This window comes from Paraburkholderia terrae, from assembly GCF_002902925.1.
Taxonomy (GTDB): domain Bacteria; phylum Pseudomonadota; class Gammaproteobacteria; order Burkholderiales; family Burkholderiaceae; genus Paraburkholderia; species Paraburkholderia terrae.
In genome coordinates, this window is sequence record NZ_CP026114.1 from 350,888 (window position 1) to 377,564 (window position 26,677).

21 protein-coding genes and 3 pseudogenes are annotated in these 26,677 nt (G+C 60.6%); 21 read left to right on the forward strand and 3 right to left on the reverse strand.

What is annotated here, in order from left to right; translation table 11 throughout:
- Nucleotides 1-57 precede the first annotated feature (57 nt).
- Both C2L65_RS43390 and C2L65_RS46965 read left to right on the forward strand, forming a co-directional pair.
- On the forward strand, nucleotides 58-435 hold the full coding sequence (locus C2L65_RS43390) for a winged helix-turn-helix transcriptional regulator (protein ID WP_042305838.1): 378 nt from the start codon (nucleotides 58-60) through the stop codon (nucleotides 433-435).
- Nucleotides 436-449: 14 nt separating this feature from the next.
- Nucleotides 450-599, forward strand: a pseudogene (locus C2L65_RS46965) (IS30 family transposase); the annotation flags it as partial.
- A 409-nt stretch (nucleotides 600-1,008) separates the two neighbouring features.
- On the opposite strand, the pseudogene C2L65_RS43400 reads toward C2L65_RS46965, so the two are convergent.
- Nucleotides 1,009-1,203, reverse strand: a pseudogene (locus C2L65_RS43400) (GMC oxidoreductase); the annotation flags it as partial.
- Here C2L65_RS43400 and C2L65_RS43405 point away from each other — a divergent pair.
- The 4 genes from C2L65_RS43405 to C2L65_RS43420 all read left to right on the forward strand — a co-directional run bounded on the left by C2L65_RS43405 (nucleotide 1,203) and on the right by C2L65_RS43420 (nucleotide 4,970).
- On the forward strand, nucleotides 1,203-1,556 hold the full coding sequence (locus C2L65_RS43405) for an NUDIX domain-containing protein (RefSeq protein WP_042305836.1): 354 nt from the start codon (nucleotides 1,203-1,205) through the stop codon (nucleotides 1,554-1,556). The pseudogene C2L65_RS43400 and the gene C2L65_RS43405 sit on opposite strands and share 1 nt — an antisense overlap.
- Before the next feature lie 129 nt (nucleotides 1,557-1,685).
- Nucleotides 1,686-3,599, forward strand: coding sequence for a hybrid sensor histidine kinase/response regulator (locus tag C2L65_RS43410; protein ID WP_158660437.1), 1,914 nt, complete (start codon nucleotides 1,686-1,688; stop codon nucleotides 3,597-3,599).
- Between the two features lie 121 nt (nucleotides 3,600-3,720).
- Nucleotides 3,721-4,164 (forward strand): response regulator, encoded by a 444-nt coding sequence (locus C2L65_RS43415; RefSeq protein ID WP_158660438.1) that lies wholly within the window; start codon nucleotides 3,721-3,723, stop codon nucleotides 4,162-4,164.
- 503 nt (nucleotides 4,165-4,667) lie between these two features.
- On the forward strand, nucleotides 4,668-4,970 hold the full coding sequence (locus C2L65_RS43420) for a hypothetical protein (protein WP_233446775.1): 303 nt from the start codon (nucleotides 4,668-4,670) through the stop codon (nucleotides 4,968-4,970).
- Between the two features lie 354 nt (nucleotides 4,971-5,324).
- Here C2L65_RS43420 and C2L65_RS43425 read toward each other — a convergent pair whose 3' ends face one another.
- Entirely contained in the window at nucleotides 5,325-5,630 is a 306-nt protein-coding gene (locus C2L65_RS43425; protein ID WP_042305833.1) for a hypothetical protein, read from the reverse strand.
- Between the two features lie 161 nt (nucleotides 5,631-5,791).
- Here C2L65_RS43425 and C2L65_RS46970 point away from each other — a divergent pair.
- Nucleotides 5,792-6,149 (forward strand): annotated as a pseudogene (locus tag C2L65_RS46970) (FMN-binding negative transcriptional regulator); the annotation flags it as partial.
- A 64-nt stretch (nucleotides 6,150-6,213) separates the two neighbouring features.
- Here the strand turns inward: C2L65_RS46970 and C2L65_RS43430 are convergent.
- Nucleotides 6,214-6,813: a lytic transglycosylase domain-containing protein gene (locus C2L65_RS43430; protein ID WP_042305832.1), complete on the reverse strand. Its 600-nt coding sequence runs from the start codon at nucleotides 6,811-6,813 to the stop codon at nucleotides 6,214-6,216.
- A gap of 1,335 nt (nucleotides 6,814-8,148) precedes the next feature.
- Here C2L65_RS43430 and C2L65_RS43435 point away from each other — a divergent pair.
- The 14 genes from C2L65_RS43435 (at nucleotide 8,149) to C2L65_RS43500 (ending at nucleotide 26,574) form a co-directional block, all read left to right on the forward strand.
- Nucleotides 8,149-8,982, forward strand: coding sequence for a phytanoyl-CoA dioxygenase family protein (locus tag C2L65_RS43435; protein WP_042305831.1), 834 nt, complete (start codon nucleotides 8,149-8,151; stop codon nucleotides 8,980-8,982).
- A 17-nt stretch (nucleotides 8,983-8,999) separates the two neighbouring features.
- On the forward strand, nucleotides 9,000-9,413 hold the full coding sequence (locus C2L65_RS43440; protein WP_042305830.1) for a RidA family protein: 414 nt from the start codon (nucleotides 9,000-9,002) through the stop codon (nucleotides 9,411-9,413).
- A 79-nt stretch (nucleotides 9,414-9,492) separates the two neighbouring features.
- On the forward strand, nucleotides 9,493-10,851 hold the full coding sequence (locus tag C2L65_RS43445) for a DUF1329 domain-containing protein (protein WP_042305829.1): 1,359 nt from the start codon (nucleotides 9,493-9,495) through the stop codon (nucleotides 10,849-10,851).
- A gap of 75 nt (nucleotides 10,852-10,926) precedes the next feature.
- Entirely contained in the window at nucleotides 10,927-12,756 is a 1,830-nt protein-coding gene (locus tag C2L65_RS43450; protein ID WP_042305828.1) for a DUF1302 domain-containing protein, read from the forward strand.
- 45 nt (nucleotides 12,757-12,801) lie between these two features.
- Nucleotides 12,802-15,162: an efflux RND transporter permease subunit gene (locus C2L65_RS43455; protein WP_042305827.1), complete on the forward strand. Its 2,361-nt coding sequence runs from the start codon at nucleotides 12,802-12,804 to the stop codon at nucleotides 15,160-15,162.
- A gap of 33 nt (nucleotides 15,163-15,195) precedes the next feature.
- Entirely contained in the window at nucleotides 15,196-16,161 is a 966-nt protein-coding gene (locus C2L65_RS43460) for a WD40/YVTN/BNR-like repeat-containing protein (RefSeq protein ID WP_042305826.1), read from the forward strand.
- Between the two features lie 88 nt (nucleotides 16,162-16,249).
- Nucleotides 16,250-17,737, forward strand: a complete 1,488-nt coding sequence (locus C2L65_RS43465; protein ID WP_042305825.1) for a flavin monoamine oxidase family protein — start codon at nucleotides 16,250-16,252, stop codon at nucleotides 17,735-17,737.
- The gene (locus tag C2L65_RS43470; protein ID WP_042305824.1) at nucleotides 17,738-18,418 is read left to right on the forward strand and encodes a c-type cytochrome; all 681 of its coding nucleotides are present in this window, start codon (nucleotides 17,738-17,740) and stop codon (nucleotides 18,416-18,418) included.
- Nucleotides 18,419-18,639: 221 nt separating this feature from the next.
- Complete coding sequence (locus tag C2L65_RS43475) at nucleotides 18,640-19,773, forward strand: saccharopine dehydrogenase family protein (RefSeq protein ID WP_042305823.1); 1,134 nt, start codon at nucleotides 18,640-18,642, stop codon at nucleotides 19,771-19,773.
- 58 nt (nucleotides 19,774-19,831) lie between these two features.
- Complete coding sequence (locus C2L65_RS43480; protein WP_042305822.1) at nucleotides 19,832-21,385, forward strand: AMP-binding protein; 1,554 nt, start codon at nucleotides 19,832-19,834, stop codon at nucleotides 21,383-21,385.
- A 25-nt stretch (nucleotides 21,386-21,410) separates the two neighbouring features.
- Nucleotides 21,411-22,652, forward strand: coding sequence for a thiolase family protein (locus C2L65_RS43485; RefSeq protein WP_042305821.1), 1,242 nt, complete (start codon nucleotides 21,411-21,413; stop codon nucleotides 22,650-22,652).
- A 178-nt stretch (nucleotides 22,653-22,830) separates the two neighbouring features.
- Nucleotides 22,831-24,174, forward strand: a complete 1,344-nt coding sequence (locus C2L65_RS43490) for an NAD(P)/FAD-dependent oxidoreductase (protein WP_042305899.1) — start codon at nucleotides 22,831-22,833, stop codon at nucleotides 24,172-24,174.
- 255 nt (nucleotides 24,175-24,429) lie between these two features.
- A complete protein-coding gene (locus C2L65_RS43495) occupies nucleotides 24,430-25,116 on the forward strand; it encodes a TetR/AcrR family transcriptional regulator (RefSeq protein ID WP_042305820.1) in 687 nt (228 codons plus the stop codon).
- 168 nt (nucleotides 25,117-25,284) lie between these two features.
- Complete coding sequence (locus tag C2L65_RS43500) at nucleotides 25,285-26,574, forward strand: acyl-CoA dehydrogenase family protein (protein ID WP_042305819.1); 1,290 nt, start codon at nucleotides 25,285-25,287, stop codon at nucleotides 26,572-26,574.
- The last annotated feature ends 103 nt before the right edge of the window (nucleotides 26,575-26,677 follow it).

A 26,677-nucleotide genomic window follows, 5' to 3' on the forward strand; every position in this document is an offset into this window, starting at 1 on the left:
AAAGAATGTCGTCTAACATGAAATCATCGCAAGTAGGATGAAAAACTGTCACCTAGTATGGAAAATCAGACCAAAGGCAATGGCGAGATCAACATGCACGAGGAAATGCGCCGGGCATTCGCGCTGCTCTCGGGCAAGTGGAAACTCGAGATCACGTGGCTACTCAATCAGCGGGTTTATCGCTTCGGGGAGCTGCGAAAGGCAATTCCCGGCATCACCCAGCATATGCTGACGACTCAACTGCGGGAACTGGAAACGGATGGGCTGGTGTCTCGCACCGTGTTCGCGGAAGTGCCGCCTCGCGTCGAGTATGCGATCACGCCGAAGGCACGCGGGCTCGGACCAACGATGGAAGCGCTGACGGCTTGGTGGAACGAATACGGAAAAAGCGTGCCGGTAAAGACGGCGCGAGGGCGAAAAACCAACACCAGGTAGCAGGAGGGCATCGCGATCTCTCGGTCTACAGTCAGGACGACCTCGATGCCATCGCCGATAGCCTCAACGGCCGGCCTCGTGCCACACATGCATTCCACTCGCCGTTCGAAGTCTTCACCACCATGCTTGCACTTGCTTCTCGACCTGATACTTCCGTTCAATAAGCCTTGTGTTGCGCTTCACGTTTTGAAACCGCCCCAGCATAAAGTAACGCCGCGGATGGAAGATTGATGCAAGTCTTCACCGCTCAAGCACAGGTTGGCAAAACTACTTTACTGCTGGAGATTCCGGTGAGTGTTTCAGCTTCAGCAAGGATAGGACGGAAAGAAGATGCGACGCCATATCCAGGTCCCGGAATAGGCGGCTGCAATGATCACCAGGCTGAAAGCGACAACCTGATCGCGCAGCGGGCGATGTGCGGCGCCGCAAACGGCCCGATTGGTTCGGCACGTCTGAATGGCAATGATGCCGAACCTATCTGCATTGCGTCGTCGAGCGCGTTGCCGATCATCGGACCCGCTCCGCGGCTCGATCCGTCATGCGGAAGCGACGGCTATCGATCACACACCGGCGCGCGCCTGCTGCTTCGAGCGCTTGCGCCATGAAGCCGAGCGCATGGGAAATCAGCCGGCGGTCGTTATCGCAGTAGCTCCATGTAACGCGCGCGACGGGCAGACCGTACTGGTCCCTTTCATCGGCAAGCGTCACGCGGTTGCGTTCGTGAGGCAGCGTTTCGCCCACGATCTTCAGACCGGCCTGATGGTCATGTGCCGGAGGGGCGGACATTTTTGCTCGTACGCCAGCGCATCCGGTGGTCGCTCCCGGGCGGCACAGTCCGCACGTGCGAGACTCCCCAAGAGTGCGCGCAGCGCGAGCTCGGGGAGGAGACGGGACTCGCCGCCCGATCGTTAGTGTATCTCTGGCAGTTCACCGGCTTTAACAAAACCCACTACGTCTTTCTCGCGGAACTCGAAGAGGACGTCCAGGCACAGCCACGAAATGAAATACGGAGTTGCAGATGGTTTGCTCCGCGTGACATCACGACGCTGCTACTCAGTGTACCGACGAGATCTATTCTCAGGCTCGTGCCGGACGATAGCGACTCCGTGTCAGCAGAGTGATAATGCAGGTCCCGACACCTGAGAAAGATGATGACCGAGAGTCGTCGGATTGACCGAGAGGTGGCCCATCACCTGTTACAGCGGCGCGGACAGTTGACGCGGCGATGGCTGCGTGCGGTCCGGAAGCAGATGCACATCCGTCCTGTCAGCCGCGACGCAGTCGTCGGACTGATCAACCAGCTGCCTTTGCTCTTTGACGAATTATGTGCATCTGTCGGAGAAGGCGCGGAAGAAGCGGACACGATGCGCGCCGGGCGCGACGCGCGCAGGCACGGCAGCGAGAGATGGCGCCAGGGGTTCGCGCTCGATGAGCTTTACCTCGAACTGGACCTGTTACAACGGTGCGTGCAGGCATGTGTCCGCGAGTACTTTGCCGGCGCCCAATCCCGCGTCAGTCAGGCTGCCACACACGAGGCGATTGAACGTTTTTTCAGCGACGCCATCCGCGGAGCAATCGGTCAATTCCAGGCTCACCAGGACCGCAGGGTGAATGATGCGATGGGTCAGCGCGATCTCGCTGTCAAGCGCCAGAGGAACAGCGACGAGCGGCTGCGAATGGCAGCTGAGGCGGCCGGACTTGGCATTTTCGAGTGGGATCCCGAGACGGATGGTGCTGTATGGGAAAACGACCGGATGTACCAGATCACCGGGCAGCCGCGTACCGAGGGGGCACTGAACATAGGAGATTTCATCGAGAGGGTGGTGCACCCGGACGACGCAGCGCGAGTGCGGTCCGAACTCAAGGCGGCGCTCACGTCATTACTGGATTTCCAGACCATCTTCAGAATCCGGAGACGCTCGGACGGGGCATTGCGATTTCTCGCTGCATCAGGCCGCTTTATGCCGGCTTCGTCAGGCGTAGGCCAGATTCTCGTCGGTACGCTTGCAGACGTTACGCAGCGCGTTGCAGCCGACGAGGCGACGAAGGAGGCCGATCGCCGCAAGGACATCTTTCTTGCAACGCTCGCCCACGAACTTCGCAACCCGCTCGCGCCCATCCTGACTGCCGCGCATCTGCTGGCGAAGGGCAGCGTTCCCGCTGCCGAGTTGCGCTGGATCCACGATGTCGTTGAGCGTCATGCCCGCCATCTTGCCCATCTGATTGATGATCTGCTCGATGTTTCGCGCATCACTGCAGGCAAGATCAGACTGCGCAAGGAGGTGTTCAACGTTTGGAGCGCCATTGACCGCGCGATCGAGATGAACGCGTCTGCAGCAGCCCAGCGCGGACATCGGCTGGAGGTCGCGACGTCCGCGCAGTCGGCCCTGTTCGTGTACGGCGACCTCACGCGCATCACGCAGATCGTGTCCAACCTCCTTGACAATGCCATCAAGTACACGAACGCAGGCGGAGACATTCGCCTCGCAGCTTCGGCGTCCTATAGCCACGTATCAATCACCCTGCAGGACAACGGCATGGGGATGCGGCCCGAACTGATCCCTTCCCTGTTCGATCTGTTTGAACAGGCTTCCGCCGACGGACAGCCTGGTAAATCGGGACTGGGGATTGGGCTTTCTGTTGCCCGCTCTCTGGTCTCGATGCACGGCGGCACTATCACCGCCTCGAGCGAGGGTTTGGGGAAGGGCAGCATTTTCACCGTTTCCCTTCCGTTATGCGACGCGCCAGTCGAAGTAAGCGCGGCGCGCGTGGAATCCGATCCTGTTATCCCAGCGGTGTGCAAGGTGCTGATAGTAGACGACAACGAGGATGCAGCATTGTCGCTCGCAAAGATTTTGGACGATCACGATGTGCGCGTCGCCACTTGTGGATTTGAAGCGGTCGAGATCGCCAGGGAGTTCGGCCCGAAGGTCGTGCTACTGGACCTTGGTCTTCCGGATATCAGCGGGCACGAAGTCGCGACGCGCCTGCGCAAACAGCAGGGTGGCTCGGACATGCTGCTTGTCGCCCTCACGGGTTATGGACAGCCGGAGGACAGGGAGCGTACCAAGGCTACCGGCTTCAATCACCACCTCGTAAAACCGGTCAGGATTGAGGAAATTTTTTCAATCCTTAATTGCGCTTCAAAGCCGGATTCTCTCTGAGAGTCGATAGTGACGTTTTGGGGTTCATGAAAGGTCTGGGTCGGTATCGGATTGCTACTGCCTTCGGAATCGGCGCGCAGGATCGCCTTGAAACTGCAACCGCAAGTTGGAGGAAATGAGGATGAAGCCTGTGGCCACAAGAGCAACGGACGACATTCTTTGTGAGCGCTGGTCAGAAAGGCAGGCCAGCCGTGCGCCAGACGGCTCGATGGTCGTGGTGGTGGCAGACGACAACGAACGCGTAGCCGAGGCGGTGGCTGCAGCGTTGGCGGCGTCGGGCTTCGTCGCCAGTGCAGTGTTCAGCGGCCCAGATATGGTGCTTCGATGCGAAGTGGGCGATGTGGGGATAGCGCTTGTTGACATCATGATGCCGAGGTACGACGGGTTTCATACCGCCGGCATGATGCGTCGATTGCAAACCACACACGATACCGTTCTTATCGCTTATACGGCACCCTCCGTAGGGGATGTGGCGCCCCGCTCAGCCGATTTCGACGGCTACTGTCAGAAGGGACAGTCGATTGACAAGGTCGTCGAGCTCGTCAGGAGCTATTTTCCGGATTGAGGTCCCCGACCAGGCCTGTTTCAGCTACGACTCTTAGCGTCCGGACATCTCCGTCGAGCGAGACAGGCAGCAGGTTCGCGCCAAGCTGGACCGATCAGATTTCATGCCGTGCAGAAAGGCTGCAGTTTGGTGTTCGACGGAGGCGACTGAAACATTCGGAATGAGCAAGCGTATCACGTGGAGCGACAGGCATGCGCACGAACTCTCTGACAACGCTAGCGCATCGATCGTAATGGTGCCACTTGCGACTCTGGCGATAGCGGCAACCCCGTGGACCCCGATGTCGCAGAGTGTCCGTCGTGCGTGCCGCTCACGATACGGCCCGAAACTCAGTGTACTGGACCCGTTACCGGTGTCGCCCAACGCCATGCTATCGTGGCTGGAAACGAATGGCTTCATGCTTGCAGGGATAGCGGCCGCAGTCGCGTGGTCGGTAAGCGGAAGCCGCCGCCACGCAACCTGAATGGATGGACAACCGGATGGAAGACGCAACCAGGCGGTACATGCCGATCGTCGTGGAGTTTGATCCCGACTTCATGCTCGCATCGATGGAGATGTGGCGCAAATCGCTCGATCTGCAGATTCCGATTGCCGACGACCTCAAGATCCATCTCATGGAAAACCGTCGCCGGCTGCTGGAGCGATTCGTGACGACGGGCAAGGCGTGGAAGATCATCATGCACGACCTGAAGGCTGTGGAAGAGCCCGCTGCGCTGGAAAGCGTGCGCCGGGAGGTACAGGCGTTTCTGAGCTGGGCCGAAGACGGTGTACAGGCGCTAGATGATCTGGCCCCAAAATGTTGCTAAATTATATTATGTCAAATTGCCGAGACGAATGACAAAACCTGACAGCCGTGTCGGCTCTGGCAACCAGACACGAAGAATATGGGATGGCGCTGCACTGGCCATTGCGCGCGGCGAGTGCGATCTAAACCAGAAGCCACGTCCTGGTCATCTCCCTCGAGGAGGTGTGGCCTTGATTTTCGCGCAGGTTTCCCGTTAGGGCGCCCTTGCCTGGCAGCGCATTGCCTTGCGTCCCCAAATATTTTTATATAAAAATCAGCTAGTTGCTGTCTACCTGTGTTGGGTACACATATAGGCGGCGGTGTATGCACTCAAAATGACCGTCGCTATCGACCCTTCATCGAGCTGGGCGAGCGGTCAGTCTCCGCCAACTTGCCCGTGGCGCGTGCAAGTCGCAAGCTTGCCGGGGATTGATGACGGCCGCCGAGTGCCGGGAAGCTTGCGGTGCGCAGGTAAAAGACGTCTCCCGGCCCCCTTCGCCTCCATGACGATTAGCGCGACGTGGTGACCTGCAAGCTTCTCAAGCATCGAGTCAAAACTGACATGATCATTCGGAAGATTCAACGGAGTGGATGTCACACCAACTGCTATGTCCAAAGTGGCTTTCGCCACGTCGATGCCAGCAATGACCAGCGTCGGATTCGGAACTGGCAAGCTCGTCATTACCCCTCCTTGGACATGCGAATTCGCTACAGACAACTGTTCGGGCTTTCGATGAGCAGTTCGGCACTGCGCCTTAATGATTGGAGACGGGCTTCAAATCCCATGGAAGTTCTGGCTGCACGAGCCTCGCTAAACTTGCATCTACACCAGCCTGTGATCGCATTGCCCAACATCCGTTTGGCACGTTAGTCGCGCATGGGAAAAGCGGACTCGACGCCAACACATTCCTTTCGAACTAGCGATGGGAGAGGGAGGTCAGGGCGTACTGCGCGTGCGCCACGCGGGCGAGCCACGTATGGCAGGAAGTCGCGAATGGCGACGAGGTGCTTGTGGTCTTTCATGCCGGGGCGAAGCCTGCATGTCGCCGGTATCCGGGCAAGCATGAACTGCACGAGCGGGGGTGCCGACCTGAAATTACATGATTGTCCATGCTCACGGACGCATCGCGATCATCGACGAAAGCGTTATGCGCGCAGTGTCATCGATCGCTTGACGCGCGCGCACGAAGCCTCGCAGCCATAACCTGGAACAGGGTCGATGCGTCCATGTACTACCTCACAATCGAATCCAAACAAGGCTGCGTCTACAAGCCAAATGCCGTTTTCATCATGCTCAAGCGATCGGCAACCCGTCGTGCATAGCCCTTGGCGCCCCCGCTATAGCGACATAGCGCGCCCTCGAGGTCTCCGCCTGACGCCCTTATGTAGTCTCGGAGAATCGCGGACCCGATACGGACGTTGGTGCGCGGATCGGTCAAATCGGACGTGCGAAGGACACGGTCTCTGTGTTGAGATGGAAGTACTTGCATGAGTCCCTTGGCGCCAACAACACTTATCGCAAATCGGTCGAAACTAGATTCGACTGCGATCACTGCAAGCAATAACAACGGCGAGATTGCGTAACGCCTTGCCGCAGTTAGCACCGCGTGACCGATTCCCAAGGCGTCGTGTAATCCTATATGAAAGCGCGAACTCACAACAGCTGCGATTTCCTCTGCTGTGGGTGCTTCCTCTAGCGGCAGTTCGACCGCTTCAGCCGACGTCGGCAAAGCCGGTGCAGCAGCGCCATAACACAGCCCCGTTAGCGAGCAGAAAACCACAATAGCCGAGAGGACGATGTCGCGCAGGCGGCGAGCAAGAGGGTGTAGCCACCCAATTGAATCTTCCCTCAGGTTCGTGAACATGGTCTATGTTCCTCAATATTCCATGGTCACGACCGGTTCAATCGTCTTCCATGGAACGACACGACGACGAATAGATGAAAAAACAAAGTAGAAAATCGAAGTGTCGGGTACTGTCCAATTCAGTCTTTAAGAAATCAAACAATCTGCCCAGCACCTTCCGCAGCGGAAACAGCAGAGTCGTCAAGCCAGACGCTCGAGCGCCCGATCAATGCAAGCTGCGCACGTTTCGCTCGCAACCAACTCGCGAACGCTATTGGCATAGCGTCGGTGCGCTACGGGCACCTGTCCACGCTCTTGCATTCTTCACGTTTGATTTGTTCATCCAGCTCGACCCGCCATGCCCGGCTCGCCCGAAGTCTTTTCGATACCCATCACAATTCTCCTTCACCGCAAATTAGCATTACAGTAAGCATACCTTACTAAAATCTACAGTCCGTCGGTAGACGTTCCTGTTCAGCCAAGGCACGAACGTGTATTCGTCGTATGCATTGCTGCCCACATAAATCCAGTTGCTGAGAATGTTGGACATCATCGTCTCCTACTCTTTCCACCATTAATGGGCGCCGGTTTTGCGACAAAGGCCGCTCCATGCCGGCTTTCATGTCCTCCGATGCCAAGGCGCTGGGTTGTTAACTCGCTCGCCTGCGGCACATCAGTACCTATATGTAGTACATAAAGCCTAAGATAGGTAAACATACCAACGAGGTCAAGAAAAATTTTGATGGCGTGTCCACTGGCTTCGCGGCTGAAAAGGCGGTCTCGAGCGCTCAAGCTGCTTGCGGGTGCCGGAACCGCTTCCCGGGAGTTGTCATGGGGCTGGCAGGCTAGTGCGTAACCCTGGGGAGACCGGGATACCCTCTCTTTTCCTCTTGCACAATGTTTTTCTTTGTGACCTAATTTTGGTGACATTACCTAGGATGATTCTGGAAGCGATTGCAACCGAAGCACCGAACGACGTTTCACGGGTTCAACGATCGATGAAGGCACGCGAGGCGTTCGACGAGGAAGATGCCGTCGGGCCATAGATCTTCCTGGCGAGCAGTAGCTGGCCCGGCGCACAAGGCTCACGGCCGAAACGCAAATCCGTTCGCGAAGGCCGCCCGGGCGACCTGGTCGGGCAGTTGCGGTTCGACCGGTTGTTCGCTGGTCTGGCAGGATCTGGGGCACGTTTGATACTTCGCCATTGGCCGTAACCCGCAGAACACAGGGAATTCCCCGTCTTTTTTTCTTTTTTCTATTTTTGTATTATGACCTAACTTTGGTAGTATTTTCTACGAAGGCGCCGCAGGAAGCGTTTGCAACCTGGTCGCCTTTTGACGATTCAGGAGTTCAGCTATGGATGAAGCCACGCGCAAGGCGTTCGCGGAGGACGGCGCCGTTCCGGTCAAGGGCCTTCTCAACGAGCAACAGTTGGCCCGGTGCCGACAGGTCTTCGACTGGGGTATAGAGAACCCAGGGCCGATGGCCTGCAGCCTCTTCGACGGCACAGTGCACAAGACGCGCAACGACAACGCCAATCCGTATGCGAAGGGACGTCTGGACGAGCTCGTTGGAGAGCTGCCGTTCGGCCGACTGTTCGCGGATCTCTGGGGCTCAGACAACGTCTGGTATTTCGCAGAGGAACTGTTTCTCAAGAGCGGGGGCAATAGCGGCCGCTCGCCTTGGCATCAGGACACGTCCTACCTGCCATGGAAGGGGATGCACTTTGGCAATGCCTGGATCAGTTTCGAGGCCGTGCCCAAACAAAATGCGCTTGAGGTCGTGCGCGGGTCGCATCAAGGCCCCCGTCACGACGGCACGACCTTTCAAAATGCTGAAGATCCGACTGATCCCTTGCATGGCGGCGATGTCTGGCCGCGCCTGCCGAATATCGAAGTAGGGCGCCGCGCTAACCCGGCTGCCTACGACATCCTTTCGTGGGCGACCGAGCCGGGTGACGTCTTGCTGATGCATCCGGGCGTACTGCACGGTGGCGGCGCGGTGGACCCAGCGTTTCCGGATCGCCACACGCTCGTACTGCGCTTTTTCGGCGACGACGCGGTTTTCAGCCCACTTCCGCAACCGAGTATCTCGGGCTTCACCGCGGCTGGTGTCTTGTTCCTCGAAGAACTTGCTGCGTTGAAAGACGGGGATCCGTTTCGCGCAACGTGTTTCCGTCAACTCGTCTGACCAAAGGAACCACCATCATGGCAACGCCCACTTCGCGGCAACCGATCATCCCGAAGCCGTTCCAAGCGTTCTACGACGCCTATCACTTTTCTCCCGCGACCCGCGTGGGGGACACGATCTGGGTCTCCGGTCAGGTCGGCATCGGCCCCGACATGAAGGCCGGCGAGGGCATGCAGGCTCAAGCCCGCATCGCCTTCGAGTCCCTGAAGGCCGTCCTCGAGACGGCGGGCGCGAGCCTATCCGATGTGGTGGAATTGACCACTTTTCACACTAACCTTCGCGACGAGATGGAGGACTTTTCGGCAGTCAAGGACGCGTACTTCCCGGCGTGCTATCCGTCGTGGACGGCGGTTGGTGTAACGCAACTGGCGCTTCCGGAGTTGTGCATCGAGATTCGGGCGGTGGCCGTGGCAGGGTGTGGCGACGGCTGAGCGGTTTGGTCCAGGGGCATTGGGTTTGAATCAATCCATATGTAGTGCGAATGAATGTAGGATAGGACGGAGAGTCGAGATGAGAAAGCACACAATCGGAGCCGTATCCGCCATCGCGGCATTGTTGCTCATGACCGGAGTGGCCGTCGCCGAGGACCTTACGCCGGTCGGCGGCGAGCGCGCGGCCAGCAAGGACGGGCTCGTGCCAGCGTTTGCCGGCAGGGAAGCCACGCCCGGAGGATGGGAATGGGGCAAGGTTCGCGGTGACTTCTGGAAGTACAAGAATGAAAAACCGGTGTACACGATCGACGCATCGAACGTCGACAAATATGCCGACAAGCTTTCGCCGGGGCAGACCCAACTCGTCAAGCAACTGAAGGGCTATCGCATGGACGTCTATCCGTCACATCGCGAATGCCAGTTGCCGGAATTCGCCGAGCAGAATTCGAAGGCAAACCTCACGACGGCGAAACTTGCTTCGGATGGCGAAACGGTGCAGGCCGCAGTGCTCCCGGGGGTCGCCTTCCCGCAGCCGAAAAACGGCGCCGAAGCGATTCTGAACTACGAGACGCGCTATCGCGGCGAAGGGATCGAGTGGTCGCCCGTTGTAACGTCCATTTCCCCGCGCCCCGGCAGTAGTGACTGGATCGACGCAGTCGGTCCGCAGGCGTTCTATTTCCCTGCAGGCAAGGAAGGCAAGACCACACCGCAGGACGTCGACCAGTTTAACCTCGGCGCGTATTTCTCGGTCGATTCGCCCGCGGCGCTGGCTGGTCAGGCTTTCGTGCAGCGCCAGTACTTCGACAAGGACTCGGAAACGTACTACTACTTTCCCGGCCAGCGTCGCGTCAGGCGCATGCCGGCATACACGCATGATGCGCCGCTGATCGGCTTCGAAAATCAGTATCTGATCGACGAATCCAACATGTTCAATGGCTCCATTGACCGGTTCAACTGGAAGCTCGTGGGCAAGAAGGAAATGATCGTCCCGTATGACGATTTCGGCATGTACGCCTTCAGGGACAAGCTCCACGACGTCGCTACGCCCAACGGCATTTCCTCCGATCATCGTCGTTATGAAATGCATCGCGTCTGGGTGGTCGAGGCAACGCTTAAGCCCACGGCGCGGCACGTCGCTTCGAAAAAGGTCGTATATCTGGACGAGGACAGCTGGCTCGCGCTCGTAGGCGAGGACTATGACGCGCAGGGCAAACTCTGGAAGGTGCGCGAGAGCTACCCGATTCCGGTGTGGGAGCTGGGCGGTGCATGCGATAACGAGCCGTTCGTGCAGTATGACCTCAACGACGGACGCTACGTGCTTGATGCTTCGTCGATCGGCCAGGGCAAGGATCTTCACTGGTATGAGCATGTCGACAACCCGCGCTTCAAGGTTGACTTCTTTACGGCGGAGTCGCTGAGGTCGGTAAGCGAGCGCTGACGCTCACTGGAAGGTCGGGGTCCGGCGCACGCGAATCGCGTGCGCCGGCTTGGAGGAGGACGGCAGGATAGAACCATGAAAACGAAGATCATCGGCAGATATGTTGCGGTATCGCTGGCCATGTTCGGAGCGGCAGCGTCGAGCGCGTACGGTTACGAGTTTACGACAGGAATCAACGATCTCACGGGCTCGTGGGTGACCAACCTGACGGCAGGCGCGGGGATCCGGACCAAGAACCCGAGTTGCTCGCTTACGGGCGATCCCAATTCCGAGGGTTGCGGCGCGGCGGCCAACACCAATCAATGGGGATTCGGCGACAACGGCGACCTGAATTACCGTAAAGGACAGGCCTTCAGTACCTACGTGAGCGCGACCAGCGAGCTGCTGATGAAGATGCCGAGCGCCGGTCTCAAGTTCATGATCCGCGGCACGGGGATGTACGACTTCCTCGCGAAAGACACTGCGAGAACGCCACTGTCGAGCACCGCATCGGCGCAGGTCGTCTACGATGCGCAACTGCTTGATCTGTGGGGCCAGAAGGATTTCGCGATCGGCGGGCGGTCCGCTCACGTGCGACTGGGCAACCAGGTGATCAACTGGGGCGAGAGCCTGTTCGCACAGGGCGGCATCAATGCCACGAACTCGCTCGATATCCAGAAGCTGCTGGTACCGGGTTCGCAACTCAAGCAGGCGCTGCTTCCCGCACCGATGGTGAGCTTCGCCGCCGATCTTTCGCATGGATTCAGTACTGAGGACTACTACCAGTTCAATTGGAATGGCAATCGCTATCCGCCCGTCGGATCTTACTGGTCAACGACGAACAGCCTGGGCCGCGGAACGCAGCCGCTCACGATCAACACGACCAACCTCAACGTGGCGGGTCCCAGTGCGGGGACGATTGCCGGTTCGAATAGCGGCAACCAGAATGTGCTCGACGGAATCAACAACGGTCTCGTCAATGGCGGATTCGCCGGGCCGCCCTTCTTCGATATCGCTCTTCCGGTCAACTGGCAGGCGCCGTCGAAGTACAAGCCGCAGTTCGGCTTCAAGTTCAACTATGCGCCGCGCTCCTTCGGTGCGAACTTCGCGTTCTACTACATCAACTATACCGACAAGTCCCCTGTGCTTTCGTCACTGGCCAACGGGACGGAGCAGTGGTCGTATCTGCAGAACCGGCAACTGTTCGGTGTGAGCGCGAATTTCGGGCTGGGCGACTGGGCGATCGGCACGGAGCTGTCGTACCGGCCTCATGACGCCGTGGCGCTGTCGAGCTGCTATGGCGCTGGTGGTGCGCCCGATCTGAACACCAATGGTGTGCCAGGCATCAACTGCCAGCAGTGGGCCGACATGAAGAAGTTTCAGTACGACATCAACGGCATCCTCGCCCTCACGCGCAGCGAGTACCCGTTTCTCAAGCTGATCGGCGCGGATTCGGCGACGCTGAGCGCGGAGCTGACGTGGATCTACTACCCGGGCCTGAGTTCGAGCGGCATCACGCGCACGATCAACGGACAGGCGGTAACGCAGTTGCCGCAGGCGGGCTACCTTCCCTGGCTGAACAACAACTCGAGTCTCGGCTATCCGATCGGGATGGCGCAAGGCACGTCGAGCTCCGTGGGTGCAACAGTTGATTTCAACTGGACCTATGACGGCACGCTGATTCACGGCTGGCAGGTGACGCCGGGTATCACCTTCGCCGGTGGACTCTACGGCTATACGCCGACACTCAACGCGAACTATCTGCAGGGCGCGAAGTCGCTGAACCTCTACGTGCTGTTCAACCAGAACCCGACCACCTGGCAGGCGGGCATCAACTACACGCTGTTCTGGGGAGGCCACAACACGGTCGGCCAGCCATATGCGGACCGGAATTTCGTCGGGATGTTCGTCACCCGGAACTTCTGATGGCCCGATGCCGTGGGCCTTTGAATCACCTGAGGGAACAATACCGTGTTAAATCGCCTGGTTAATAGTCTGGAAAGGGTGTGCTTCGGCCACCGGATCGCCGTGCTCGTGACGATCGGTGTGTTTACTGCCGTCATGGCCGTGTTCGCGGTGCAGCTGCGCATGGACGCTGGTTTCGAGAAACAGATGCCGATCGGCCACGAATACATCCAGACCTTCCAGAAGTACCGCTCCGACCTGCTCGGTGCGAACCGGATCACCTTCGTCGTGCGGGCCCGCAAGGGTTCGATCTGGACGAAGGAGGGGCTTACGCGCCTGTACCAGGTAACCCAGGCCGTCACGTATCTGCCGAACGTCGACCGCATCGGCGTGCAGTCGCTCTGGACGCCGAACGCCTACGTGAACGAAATCACCGACGAAGGCTTCCGCGCCGAGCCGATCATCTCCGGCACGATCACGCCTGCCCAGCTCACGCCCGACGTCGTCGCGGCGATCCGCCGCGCGACCACGTTGGGTGGCTACGTCGGCACGCTTGTCTCGCACAACGAGGACAGCGCGATGATCACGGCCGAGCTCAACGAGCGGGATCGCAACGGCAAGGTGCTCGACTACGTGGCATTCAACCATCAGCTCGAAGCACAGATCCGCAAGCCGTTCGAGGATGCGGGCTATGAAATCCAGATCATCGGCTTCGCCAAGCAGATCGGCGATATCGCCGATGGCGCGACGGCAGTGCTCGGCTTCTGCGGTATCGCGCTCCTGCTCACTGCGCTCGCCGTCTACTGGTATTGCCATTCGGTCCGCTTCACGGTGCTGCTGATTTCGTGCTCGCTGACGTCGCTCGTCTGGCAGTTCGGGACGCTCAGGCTGCTGGGCTTCGGTCTCGATCCGCTGGCCGTGCTGGTCCCGTTCCTGGTGTTTGCGATCGGCGTCTCGCATGGCGTGCAGCAGGTCAACTTCATCGTGCGCGAGATTGCGCACGGCAACAGCTCGTTCGATGCGGCCCGTCACAGCTTCAGCGGTCTCCTGATTCCCGGTGTGCTGGCGCTCGTCACCGCGTTCGTTTCGTTCATCACGCTACTGCTAATACCGATTCCGATGGTGCGTGAGCTGGCGATCACGGCATCGCTCGGTGTCGGCTACAAGATCGTGACGAACCTCGTGCTGCTGCCCGTCGCGGCTTCGTGCTTCAACTTCACGAAGGCCTATGCCGACAATGCGCTCAAGCGCAGCGAACGGCGCTCATCGTGGCTGCGCGGGCTGGCGCGGATCGCCCAGCCGAGGTATGCGGGTGTCACCGTGGCGTTGACACTGGCAGTGTTCGCACTCGCTGCATGGCAAAGCCGCGACCGCGTGATCGGCACGCTCCAGCCGGGCGCGCCCGAACTGCGCGCGGACGCGCGCTTCAACCGCGATGCTACCTCGATCGCCAACAACTATGACATCGGTCTCGACTGGCTCACGGTCGCAATCGAGTCGGACGGCAAGGCCTGCGACAACCCGGCCGCCGGACTGTATGAAGACGACCTGACGGGCGCGATGCGCAGCGAGCCGGGCGTCGTGTCGGTGCAGTCGTATTCGGCGATGCTGCGCCGCTACAACCAGGGTTACAACGAAGACTACCCGAGGATGAATGTCGTGCCGATCGACCCTGAAAACTACGGCGCGGTCTCGGTCGACGCCGGCCGGGTAAAGGGATTCATGAAAGGCAACTGCGGGATGACGGCGGTGCACCTGTTTCTGACCGATCACAAGGCCACGACGATCAGCCGGATTCTCAATGACGTGAAACAGTACCGCGTATCCGACGTCTTTCCTGGTATTAACGTGCGTCTCGCGGCGGGCAATGCGGGCGTGCTTGCCGCGACCAACGAAGAGGTGGCGCGCAGTGAGTTGCCCATGATGCTTTATGTCTACGCAGCCATCCTGATCCTCGTGTTCCTGGCCTACCGCGACTGGCGCGCAATGCTGGCCTGCTGTCTGCCGCTGACGGTTGCCACCTTTATCGGTTACTGGTTCATGAAGGAACTGAAGATCGGCCTGACGGTCGCCACTCTGCCCGTCATGGTGCTGGCTGTCGGTATTGGCGTGGATTACGCGTTCTACATCTACAACCGGCTGCAGGTGCATCTGGCTCACGGCCAGAACATTGTGAAGGCGGTTCAGCACGCGATGCTGGAAGTGGGCGTCGCGACGATCTTCACGGCGATCACGCTGGCCATTGGCGTGGCAACGTGGAGTTTCTCGGCGCTGAAGTTCCAGGCGGACATGGGCAAGCTGCTGGCGTTCATGTTCCTCGTGAATCTGCTGATGGCGATGACCGCGCTTCCCGCACTGGCATCGGTACTGGAGCGCTGGTTCCCGCGTCGCACGCCGGCACGCGCGCCCGGTCTGTTCAGCCACTGATGCCCGCGAGTACCCAATAACCGAGGTCCAGCCATGATCAAGACGCTTGTTGCCTGTACCGCGCTCTGCGCTTCCATCACCGCGTTCGCACAACCCCCGGGAACGGTCGCAACGTGGGCCGCGATGCCGGCTCATTCCTGGACCGCTCCGTCACACATGATGCTGATGGACGCCACGCGCGCCGGCAGTCGCATGGTCGCCGTGGGCGAGCACGGCGTGATTCTTCTTTCGGACGATGACGGACACAGCTGGCGGCAGGCGCGTCAGGTGCCGGTGTCGGCGACCCTCTCGGCCGTCACCTTCACCGATGCCGAACACGGCTGGGCCGTCGGGCAATGGGGCGTGATCCTCGCGACCCGAAACGGCGGCGAAACCTGGGAGAAGCAGCGCATCGACATCTCGGTCGACCAGCCGCTGTTTTCCGTGCTCTTCACCAATGAGCAGGACGGGATAGCGGTGGGTCTGTGGTCACTGATGCTCACGACCCATGACGGCGGCAGGACGTGGGCCCGAACGACCTTGCCGAAGCCGCCGGGAGGCGGGAAAGCGGACCGCAATCTGTACCACGTCTTTGCCGACCGCAAGGGCGGGCTTTATATCTCCGCTGAACAGGGGACGGTGCTCAAATCGAGCGACGGCGGCGCGAATTGGACCTACCTTCCGACGGGTGGCAAGGGCACGCTGTGGACGGGTGTGGCGCTACCTGACGGGCGGCTCGTCGTTGGTGGCTTGCTCGGCAGTCTGTTCGAAAGCCGCGATGGCGGGTCGACGTGGGCGGCGCTGAACTCGGGCACGAAGAGTTCAATCACCGATCTCGTGGCGACGCGAAGCGGATTCTTGGGTGTCGGACTCGATGGCCTTGTGTTCCGGCAACACGAGGGGAGCGCGTCGTTCGAGGTTCATCAGCGCGACGATCGCGCTACGCTCACCGCCGCATTGATCGATGGCGCCGGCAAACCCGTGTTGTTTTCGCAGGACGGGGTGCTGACGGTCCGTTGAGAAACGCCAGTCGCTACCTTGTTAGATCGTTCTCCTTAAGAGTGGGGAATTAAAAGGAGAAGCAATGAAACTGAATTGGGCATCAAAGATGGATCGGAAGCGTAAGCCGGATACACAGACCCGGCGCCAGCTTCTACGCATCACGGCGATAAGCGCGGCGTCACTTGCGACCGGCGGTGTGTCGCTGGCACAGACCGCCGCAACGACCGCAACGAAGCCTATGAACGGCGACATTCTGGACGTCGCAATCATCGGCGCGGGTCTTGCCGGATTGACCGCGGGCCGTGACCTCAAACTGGCCGGATGCGATTCGTTCGTCGTGCTCGAGGCGCGCGACCGCGTCGGCGGACGCACGTATAACCATGACCTTGGACAAGGCGTCGTTTCCGAAGCCGGAGGGCAGTGGATCGGTCCCGGCCAGACCGCGATCTTCGATCTGGCACGTCAACTGGAGATCGATACGTTTCCGAGCTGGTACGCGGGCAAGACCGTCGTGATGGCGCAGGGCGCTACGGTGGCCCAGGATTTTCAAGGGGGCACTGGGGGTGACGACACGATCGGTAACCGGCTTGCCGAACTGTCGCGCGGCGTGCCGTCCGGGGCGCCGTGGAAAGCGCCGCATCTGGCGGAACTGGACAAGCTCTCTTACGGCGAGTGGCTGTTGCAGCAGGGCGTGAAATACGAGGACGGCTACTTTCTCGCGCTAGCCGCGAAGCTGACCACGGGCGGTGCGCCAGCGCAACTGGGTCTGCTGCACTACCTATCGATGATCAACAGTGCAAGCTGCAACTACACGCAACTCGAAGCGTTCAAGGGCGGCGCGCAGGAAACGCGCATCGTCGGCGGCTCGCAGCGTCTGAGTATCAAGATGGCCGAACAAGTCGGCGACAAGGTCAGGCTGTCCTCGCCGGTGCGCAAGATCGCCGGCTGGGATCGCGATGTTGTCGAACTGCATACCGATCAGGGCGTGGTCAAGGCGCGCCGCGTGATCGTTGCGATAAATCCTGCCCTGTGCAATCAGGTGGTTTTCGATCCGCCGTTGCCCGGCGGCCGGGCGCAGCTACAGCAGAACTGGCCCACAAACGCCCCCATGCGCAAGACGGTACACGTCTACGACAAACCGTTCTGGCGCGACGCCGGTTACTGCGGAACGATCTTCCAGGTCGGTGGCCCGGTTTTCATGGCGTACGACAACTCGCCCCCCGATGCGTCGCTCGGCGTGATCGCCGCATTCGTCGCGCCGGGGATGTTGCCCAACGATCCCACGACGGCTGAAAGAACGCTTTCGGCCACGTTTGCGAAGGCATTCGGCGACCGCGCGCTGCATCCGACGCAATTCCACGACTACGACTGGGGCCGGGTCGATCCATGGACCCTGCATTGCATCAATCCCATGCCACCGGGCTTCTGGTCGAAGTGGGGCAAGTATCTGCATCCCGAAGTGGGCCGCCTGATCTGGTCAGGGACCGAAACCGCCGACATCTGGGCCGGCGCGATGGATGGCGCCGTGCGTTCGGGTCACCGCGCAGCCTTGCAGGCGCTGGCCGGTTTCACTCAACGCGGCGAGGTGGCGTGAATGAAACGGGCATGGATCGTAAGCGCAGTCGTCGTGCTGGCAGGCGTCGTGGGTGTGGGAGCGCTCTACGGGCGCGAATACCTCGACGGCATGCATTTCGAAAAATCGATGAGCGAAATCGACAAGACGGAAGTGGTCAACGGCGGCCCTTGGCCGCAGCCGCAGGAGACCTGTGTCTTCTGCCACGGTGCGCACGGCCAGTCCGTCAACGCCTGGTATCCGGCGCTGTCTGGACAACCCGAGGCTTATCTCGTTGCCCAGTTGCACGCGTTTGCCGGCGGGCAACGACTCAACCCCTACATGGGGGCGATTGCGAGGGGGCTTACGGGCGAGCAGATCAAGTCGCTGGCTGCTTATTTCGCGCGGCAGACGCCGTCCCAAAGCGAAGCGGTGCACGCCCAGACAGCGCTCGAAAAGCAGGGCATGGCGCTCGTAGCGGCGAAAAGCTGCCAGGCCTGCCACGGGGCTTCGTTCATGGGCCAGGGTGCCGTGCCGCGTCTGGCAGGCCAGGGCGAAGCCTATCTCGCGACGCAGCTTGCTGCGTTCAAGGCGGGCGAACGTCGTGACCCGAGCGGCGCAATGAACGGGATGGCGGCCGCATTGTCCGGCGAAGACATCCACGCGGTAGCCAGCTACCTCGCGGGCCTGAGGCCTGGGGGCAGCCCCGCAGGCGTGCAATAGCTGCATTGGCGTAGCGCGGCAGGAGTCGGGAAGAGACAGGAAATACCCTGTCTTTTTTAGCTTTACGTATTTTGTAACATGAACTATGTTTTGTATTGTGTTCTATAAAATGGACGTGCATTATCGCAGTATCGTCCGACGGCGGGGTTCGCCAGCCGCCGAAGACAATCCAGGCATTTAGCCGACTCGACATTCGACCAATCAAGCTTCAGGAGACAAGCATGGCAAAGCATCCCGTCGTCGTTTATGGCGCAAGCGGTTATACCGGCATGTTGATCATGGACTGGCTCATCGACCAGGACATTCCCTTTACGGCGGTCGCACGTAATGCGAAGCGCACGCAGGACATGATGGCGCAGCGTGTCGTGCGCCTCGAATCGGCGAACTACGAAGTCATCGAAGCCGAGCACACCGTGGATTCGCTCGTGAATGCCTTTCGCGGTGCTAAGGTCGTGTGCAACACGGTCGGGCCGTTCTTCAACTTCGGCCTCACCGCTGTTGAAGCGGCGCTCAAGGCTGGCTGCCACTACCTCGACACTACTGGCGAGCAGCACTTTATCCGCCAGGTTCGCGAGCAGTTTGGCGAGCAGTTCCGGCAGGCCGGGCTGCTGGTGTCGCCCTCGAATGCCTACATGTACACATTCGCCGAAATCGCCGCCGAACTGGCACTCGAAACGCCCGGTATAGACGCGCTGGAGACGGCCACGCTCACGCGCGGCCCGCGCGGCGCCGGCGCTGGTGTGAGCGTGGGCTCCACTGCGACCATCTTCGAAGGCTATCGCCAGGAATCATCCTATCTGTGGGAAAAGAGGCTGGTGCCGCATGACAGGCACGCATCGTTCAGTGTTGCCTCCCCCGATTTCCTGCAGCCTGTGTTCGCGTTGCCGTGGGGCGGTACGTCGTTGCCGGTGTATTTCGAGCACGATCCGCGCGTGCGCAGCTGCGTTTCCTGCGTAGGCTTCTACGACAACAACGCGATGCAGATGGTGCACGCGCTCGGACAGAAGTGGGATGCCGAGTACGCGCACCTGCCGCGCGAGCAGCAGGATGTGGTGCTCAAGCAGCTCGTCGATTCGACCACGCCGGCCATGCCGCCACGCGAACGCACGTCGCTTCATCGCACGGTTGACTTCGCGATCGGCCGCGGCCAGCTCTCGGCCGTTCGCGCGACCGTGCATGGCATCACGCCATACATCGCGACCGGCGCTATCCAGACGGCCGCAGCCATCAAGCTGCTCGACGGCGAGGCCGCGAAGGTGGGCTTTGCCTCGGGCTCGAAGGCATTCGGGCATCGCTATCTGCTCGGATTCCTCGAGCAGCGCGGGCTCGCGCGCGCCACCGTCACGCAGCTGTAAGCGCCGCGAGCGCGCAGTTTCGGTACAGGTTCAGGACAGATTCAAGGAAACATGGGACATGGCAATCATTGACTTCTTCGACCGCGGTTGGCGCCTCAACCCCAACGGCGTGGCCTACATCCAGGACGAGCGCAGCTATTCGTTCGATGAGGTGCGCACGCTGTCGTGTCGCGTCGCCAACGGCCTGCTCGCCGCCGGCTTCGAAAAGGAAGCGAAGGCAGCGGTCTGGGCCGATAACGACGTCACCGCTTGGACCTGCACGCTGGGGCTGTGGCGTGCGGGCGTGGTATGGATCCCGGTGAACGGGCGCAGCGCACCGCAGGAGAACGAGTACCTCCTCGACGCGTTCGATTGCGAAGCGCTGTTCTTCCATCAGGCGTTCGCGCCGGCGATTGAAGCGCTGCGTCCGAGCCTCCCCAAGGTCAGGCTCTGGATCTGTATCGATGCCAACCTGCCATGGGCGCCGTCGCTCGAGACATGGAGCGCGGCGCAACCCGTGACCGAGCCGCGTGTCGATTACGACATGGACGACATCGTGACACTTTCGGGCACGGGCGGCACGACGGGCTTGCCCAAGGGGGTGATGAACACCCATCGTGCGTTTCAGACCTACTTCGCGCAATTCATGATGGCGTTTCCGTATGGTGTGGAGCGGCCGGTGAATCTTGCCGCGGCGCCCATGACCCATACCGCGGGGATGCTCTCGCTGCCATGCACCGCGCGCGGCGGCACCGTGGTCGTGCTGCCCAAGCCGGAGCCGGGCCTGCTTCTCGCGGCGATCGCGAAGCATCGGGTCACGGAGTTCTTCCTTCCGCCGACGGTCATCTATCGCCTGCTCGATATTCCCGGCATCGCGGCCCAGGATTTTTCGTCACTCAAGTGCTTTTTGTATGGCGCTGCACCGATGTCGGTGGAGAAACTCAAGCGCGCGATCGAGGTGTTCGGGCCCGTCATGGCGGGCGGCTACGGTCAGACGGAAGCTCCAGCGTCGATCTCCTATCTCACTCCGGCCGAGCACTTCGTGGACGGCAAGCTTGCGCCGCAAGAACGGCTCTCCTCGGTTGGCCGCCCCAATCCGCTCGTACGCGTTGAAATCATGAACGATAGCGGGGAGATTCTGCCTCGAGGCTTGACCGGTGAAATCTGCGTGCGCGGCGACCTCGTGATGAAGGGCTACTACAAGGCGCCCGACAAGACAGCGGAGACCGTCGTCGATGGATGGCTGCATACGGGCGATATCGGTCATCTCGACTCTGAAGGGTACCTGCACATTACCGACCGCAAGAAGGACATGATCATCAGCGGCGGCTTCAACGTCTATCCGAGCGAGGTCGAGCAGGTCATCTGGGCGCATCCAGCAGTGCAGGATTGCGCGGTGATCGGCGTACCCGACGAAAAGTGGGGCGAAGCCGTGAAGGCAGTGGTGGAGCTCAACGCCGGTCAGAGCGTCAGTGCTGAGGAGCTCGTGGCGTTGTGCAAGGAAAAGCTCGGGTCGGTCAAAGCACCGAAGAGCGTGGACTTCATCCGCGCGTTGCCGCGCAGCCAAGCCGGCAAAGTGCTGAAGAAGGACCTGCGGGAGGAGTACTGGAAAGGCGTAAGCCGCCGGATCTGAGTCAGCCACGCAGGAACAAAACACCATGAGCGATATTTACATTGCCGGCATTGCAATGACCGTGTTCGGCAGGCACTTTGAACGCAGTATTGAGGATCTCGCGGGCGAAGCACTGCGCGGAGCGTTGAAGGATGCAGGTTGCGACGCCGCGGCGATCGGCGCGGCTTTCTATGCCGGCATCACCAACGGCCCGCTGCAGGGCCAGCTGTCAATTCCGGGGCAGGTCGTGTTCAGCAAGATCGGGATTGACGGCATTCCGGTCTACAACGTGGAAAACGCCTGCGCATCTGGCAGCACAGCGGTGCATCTCGCGGCCCAGTCGCTCAGGTCGGGCGCCTGCGATGTCGCGCTCGCGCTCGGCGCGGAAAAGATGAACGTGCCGGACAAGGCGAAGTCATTCGCCCTGTTCGAGGCGGGCTGGGACGTGTCACGCGTCGACGAGAACTTCGCCAGCCTGATGAAGCTTGGCGAAGGCGTCGAGCCACCGCCCGGATCGGAGTCCGATCGGCCCTATAGCCGCTTCATGTCGGTCTATGCCGCGCTGTGCCGGTATCACATGAAGACATACGGCACCACGCAACGACAGATCGCCGCCGTGTCGTCGAAGAACCATCTGCATTCGGTGCATAACCCATATTCGCAGTTTCGCCAGGCGTTCACGATCGAGGAGGTCCTTGCGGCGCCGCCGATCACCTATCCGATCACGCTGCCCATGTGCGCGCCGGTTTCAGACGGTGCGGCGGCGGCGATCCTGTGTACCGGGGAGGGCTTGCGGCGCATCGGCGCTGACCGCAGCCGCTGCATCCGGGTTGCAGCGAGCGTCGTGCGCAGCTTCACACATCGACGCGTCGACGAGCCGGAGAAGAACATCGGCCGCGTTGCGGCGCTGCAGGCCTACGACCAGGCGAGCCTCGGCCCCGAGGACATGGATGTCGCCGAAGTGCACGACGCGTCGGCGATGGGGGAAATCATCCAGGCCGAAAACCTGCAACTGGCCCCGCCCGGTCAGGGCGGTCCCGCCGCCGAGCGCGGCGAGTTCACCCTCGGCGGGCGCATTCCCATCAATACATCGGGCGGGCTCGAATCGAAGGGGCATCCGCTGGGTGCCACAGGAATCGGTCAGCTTTACGAACTGGTTGCTCAACTGCGTGGAGAAGCGGGCGCGCGCCAGGTGCCGGGTGCGCACCACGCGATTCAGGAAAACGGCGGCGGTTTTCAGGGCATCGAAGAGGCGGCGCTTGCCGTCCACATTCTGAGCAAGACTTGATGGAGCATGCATGAGCGAGACAACGGAAGCACAAGCAGGACAACAGGACGGCTCGCGTTCCGGAGTGAGCCGCCGCACCTTCATCAAGGGTGCGGCGGCAGCGGCCGTGGTGGTGCCGGCGGTGGCGGCTACGCAATGCTCGCGCGTCGAATCGCCCGGCCCTGTGGAGGAGGCCAAAATGACTGCTGACCTGGAGAAGTACCGTGCGCTCGGCGGTTGGGTAGAAAGACCAGGCGACATGCAGCCTGAACTCGCGGGCGACGTGAGTGCAGATGTGGTCATCGTCGGCGCCGGTTTTGCGGGGCTTTCGGCTGCACTGGAACTGGTCAGGCACGGAGCGAAAGTGGTCGTGCTCGAGCGCGAATTTGCCGGCTTTGGTGCAAGTGGACGCAACGCGGGCTATCTGGCTGGCGCGCTCGCGCTCGAATACGATCTTTTTCTCAAGAGCGTAGGTAACGAGAAAGGGAAGGAGATCGTCCGCTACTACGAGGACGCCGTTCCCTTCGTAGAGGGGAAGCTCAGAGAGTACGAGATCGACTGCGACTACAACCAGACTGGCATTATCCGTGCGGGCATTGATCCCGCACAGGAGGAGAAGGTGCGCGAGGACATGCGAACCGGCGCCGGGTTGGGCTTTCAGTCGGAGTTTCTCGACCACGCCGAGATGCGTGCGCGTGGCATTCCGCCGGCGTTTTTATTCGGCAATTACGTGCCGCGCGGCGGCACGCTCCACCCCGGCAAATACGTGATGGGGCTCAGGCGCGCGGCGTTGCGAGCAGGCGTGAAGATCTACGAGAACACGCCGCTGCTGTCTTACACCGAGGGGCCGGTCATCAAGGTGCAAACCCCGCGCGGCAGCGCGAGCGCGCCGGCGCTGATGCTGGCCACCAACGCCTATACGCCGCAGCTCGGCCTGCTCGCGGACAAGGTTGTACCGCTACGTGTCTCGGCGATCGAGACCGAACCGCTCTCCGACACCCAGCGCAAGGCGTTGGGTTGGCCGCGACGCGAAGGCATCGTGACGGCACACTGGACCATGGAGAGCCATCGCCTGACCGTCAATAACACGCTCGTGGTGACGACGAAGCGTATCCATTACCCATACGGCTCCAAGACGCCGAACGTGCCCGACTATGAGTCGTATCGCGAGCTGCGCACGGCCCTGCATGACCGCTTCCCGTCCCTCAAGGGCATCGCGCTGCGGGCATGCTGGAGTGGCTATATCAGCCTGGCCAATGACGCGCTGCCGGTTGTTGGAGCCACGGGGGCGCATCGGAACATCTTCTACAGTGCCGGGTGCTCCGGACATGGCGTGGCCGCGCAGTCCATGGTGGGCAACATGATTGCCGGGCGGATTCGTGGCATCGAAAATCCGCTCCTTTCGGCGCTCGATCACAAGACGCCATCTACGCTGCCCGAACCGCTGCGATGGTGCGTCGTAAATGCGGCGTTAGGCGTGGTGAACGCGCTCGACGACCGCGTGAACAGCAAGGCGCGCGCCGCGCAAGCGCTGCGGGCGTAACGCGCATCAAGGTATGGGACGGCTCCGGCGAACGTGCCTCGACCATGCAAAATCGGGGCATTGTGCGAGCGGCTCGGTGATCGGCTACTGCGGTTGTAGGTGATGAAGAGCGGGTGCGAACGCTGCAGCAGGCCCGGCCATGCGGATGGAGTTTCAGCCTGGTGTAAGGTATAGTCATGTTTACCTAGGAAGCGGTTCGTGTGACCGCATTGCCTCTACCCGGCGAGGCGTCTACCTCACTCAAGGCGGAAAGCGATGACAGTGCCAAAAGAGCCAAGCACCCGTAAGCGGCGCACGTCGAGCGCAGCACCTTCCACGGGAACCGCTCCCGACGGCCTGCGGGCCCAGGGCGTACGTACACGCAATGCCATTATTCGTGTGGCGAGGAAGCTCCTGCTCGAGAATGGTCCCATGGACTTCTCGCTGCGTGCCGTCGCGCTGAAAGCGGGAATCAGTGTCAGCAACCTCCAATACTACTTCCCGACGCGGCCTGACGTCGTGCGGGCGGTGATGGCGCCGGTGATCAACACGTATCTCGATGTTCTGAAACAGGCGCTCCAGAACAACGCCTCGCCGCGTGCGACGATCGAAGCCATTCTCGATCAGTCGGTGCAGGACGCGAAAGACTCGAAGAATATCCCGTTGTGGTGGCATTTCTTTTCTTTTGCGTCTACCGATCCGGAGTGCGCGCAGATGCGGGATGAATGGTACGAAACCTTGACGAACGAACTTACCAAGCTCATTCGCGCTGCGAATCCGGAGCGTGGGGCGGCCGAGAGTACACATATCGCTGTGCTGCTCATTTCGATGGTGGACGGCATGACCATTCATCTGGGCACCGCGCGCAGCAAGCGCGCGTACATGCGAGGGTTTGAGACGATGTTCCTTGAGACCGCGCGTAACCTGGTATGGGGGAAGACGGTGGACGCCGAAACGGCCTAGCAGCCACGGCACTGTGCCGACGAAGAAAAAGGACAGGGGGAATACCCTGTCTTTTTTTTTCACTTCATGTTTTGTATTGTTACCTATGTTTGGTAGTGTGATCTATTAATGAGGCGGCTGGGTTGCTGGGCAGTCCGGTCGACATATGTCCAGGATAGGAGTACTGAAATGATTCGACTGCACAAGTCCGTGGGGTTGCCTCTGGCAGGCTTGACTGGTTTCGAAACGCCGATGGGGGAGGAGGAACGTGCGATCCAGGAGACGGTTCACCGTTTCGCACGCGACGTGCTGAAGCCCGTCGGTCGCGAACTGGACCGCATGACGCCGGAGGAAGTGATCGCGCCTGGCTCGCCGTACTGGGGCGCCATGATGGAGAGTGCAAAGCTGGGCCTCGATCCGCAACTGCTTGCGCAACTTCCGCCAGACATGGCGGTGCGCATCGAATCGCTGATCGGCGAAGAGCTCGGCTGGGGTGATGCGGGGCTTGCCGTTTCGATCGGCGTGGCGCCCGCTCCGTTGATGATGGCACAGTCGATCGGTAATCAGGAACTGATCGACATGTGCACCGGCAAAATTGGTTGCTGGATGAATACGCAGCCCGACCGCGGCACCGATGCCGCGATTCTCTACCGCGATGAGATCAGCGCGGGCGGCAAACAGCCGGTGGGTAATCTCACGGCGAAGGTGGGCACAGACGAAATCGTCATCAACGGGCAGAGTTCGGCGTGGATCTCGAACGGCTCGGTCGCGCAGGTGGCGCTCGCGTACATGGCGGCGGACTATGGCGATGGCTTTTATGGCACCGGGGAACGAAGTTCGTTTGCGAACGGCATCGGGATGATCGTTCCGCTCGATCTGCCGGGTGTCTCGCGCGGCAAGCCGCTCGACAAGATTGGCCAGCGCTCGCTTCCACAGGGCGAGATCTACTTCGACAACGTGAAGGTGCCCAAGCGTTTTGCCATTGCGCTAGAGGACGATTATCTCGGCAATCTGGCATCGACCTGGTCGTTCGCGGGCACACACATGTGCCAGGTGTTCGTGGGCGTAGCCCGCGCTGCGTTCGAACTCGCGCTGGGTTATTGCCACGAGCGCAAGCAAGGCGGGGCGCTGTTGATCGATCACCAGATGACGCAACTGCGCGTGGGCGATATGTTGCGGCGGCTGGAGATGGCGCGTGCGATTGCGCGACGCAGCCTCGCATTCTCACGTCTGTCTCCAAAGAGCCATCCATACGCTACGGCACAGGCCAAGGTCAGCGTAACTGAAGAAGCGATGAAGATCACGCACGAGGCGTTCCAGCTCTTCGGCGGCAACGGTACCACCCGCGAATTCCCGATCGAGAAGCTGTTCCGTGATGTGCGCTCCGCACTGATCGAAGACGGCGAGAACTATCACCTCACGTTGCGTTTGGGCGTGCTGGCAGGGAAGCTCTATCAGAACGGGTGGACGAAAGAGTAACCAGCCCGTCGACGCCGATATATTGGCCTGGCGTTGGGGCTCCATGGTACCCGAAGGAAGCAGTCGAATAGCAGCTACTGTGCGTGCAGTGCCGCTAATCTGG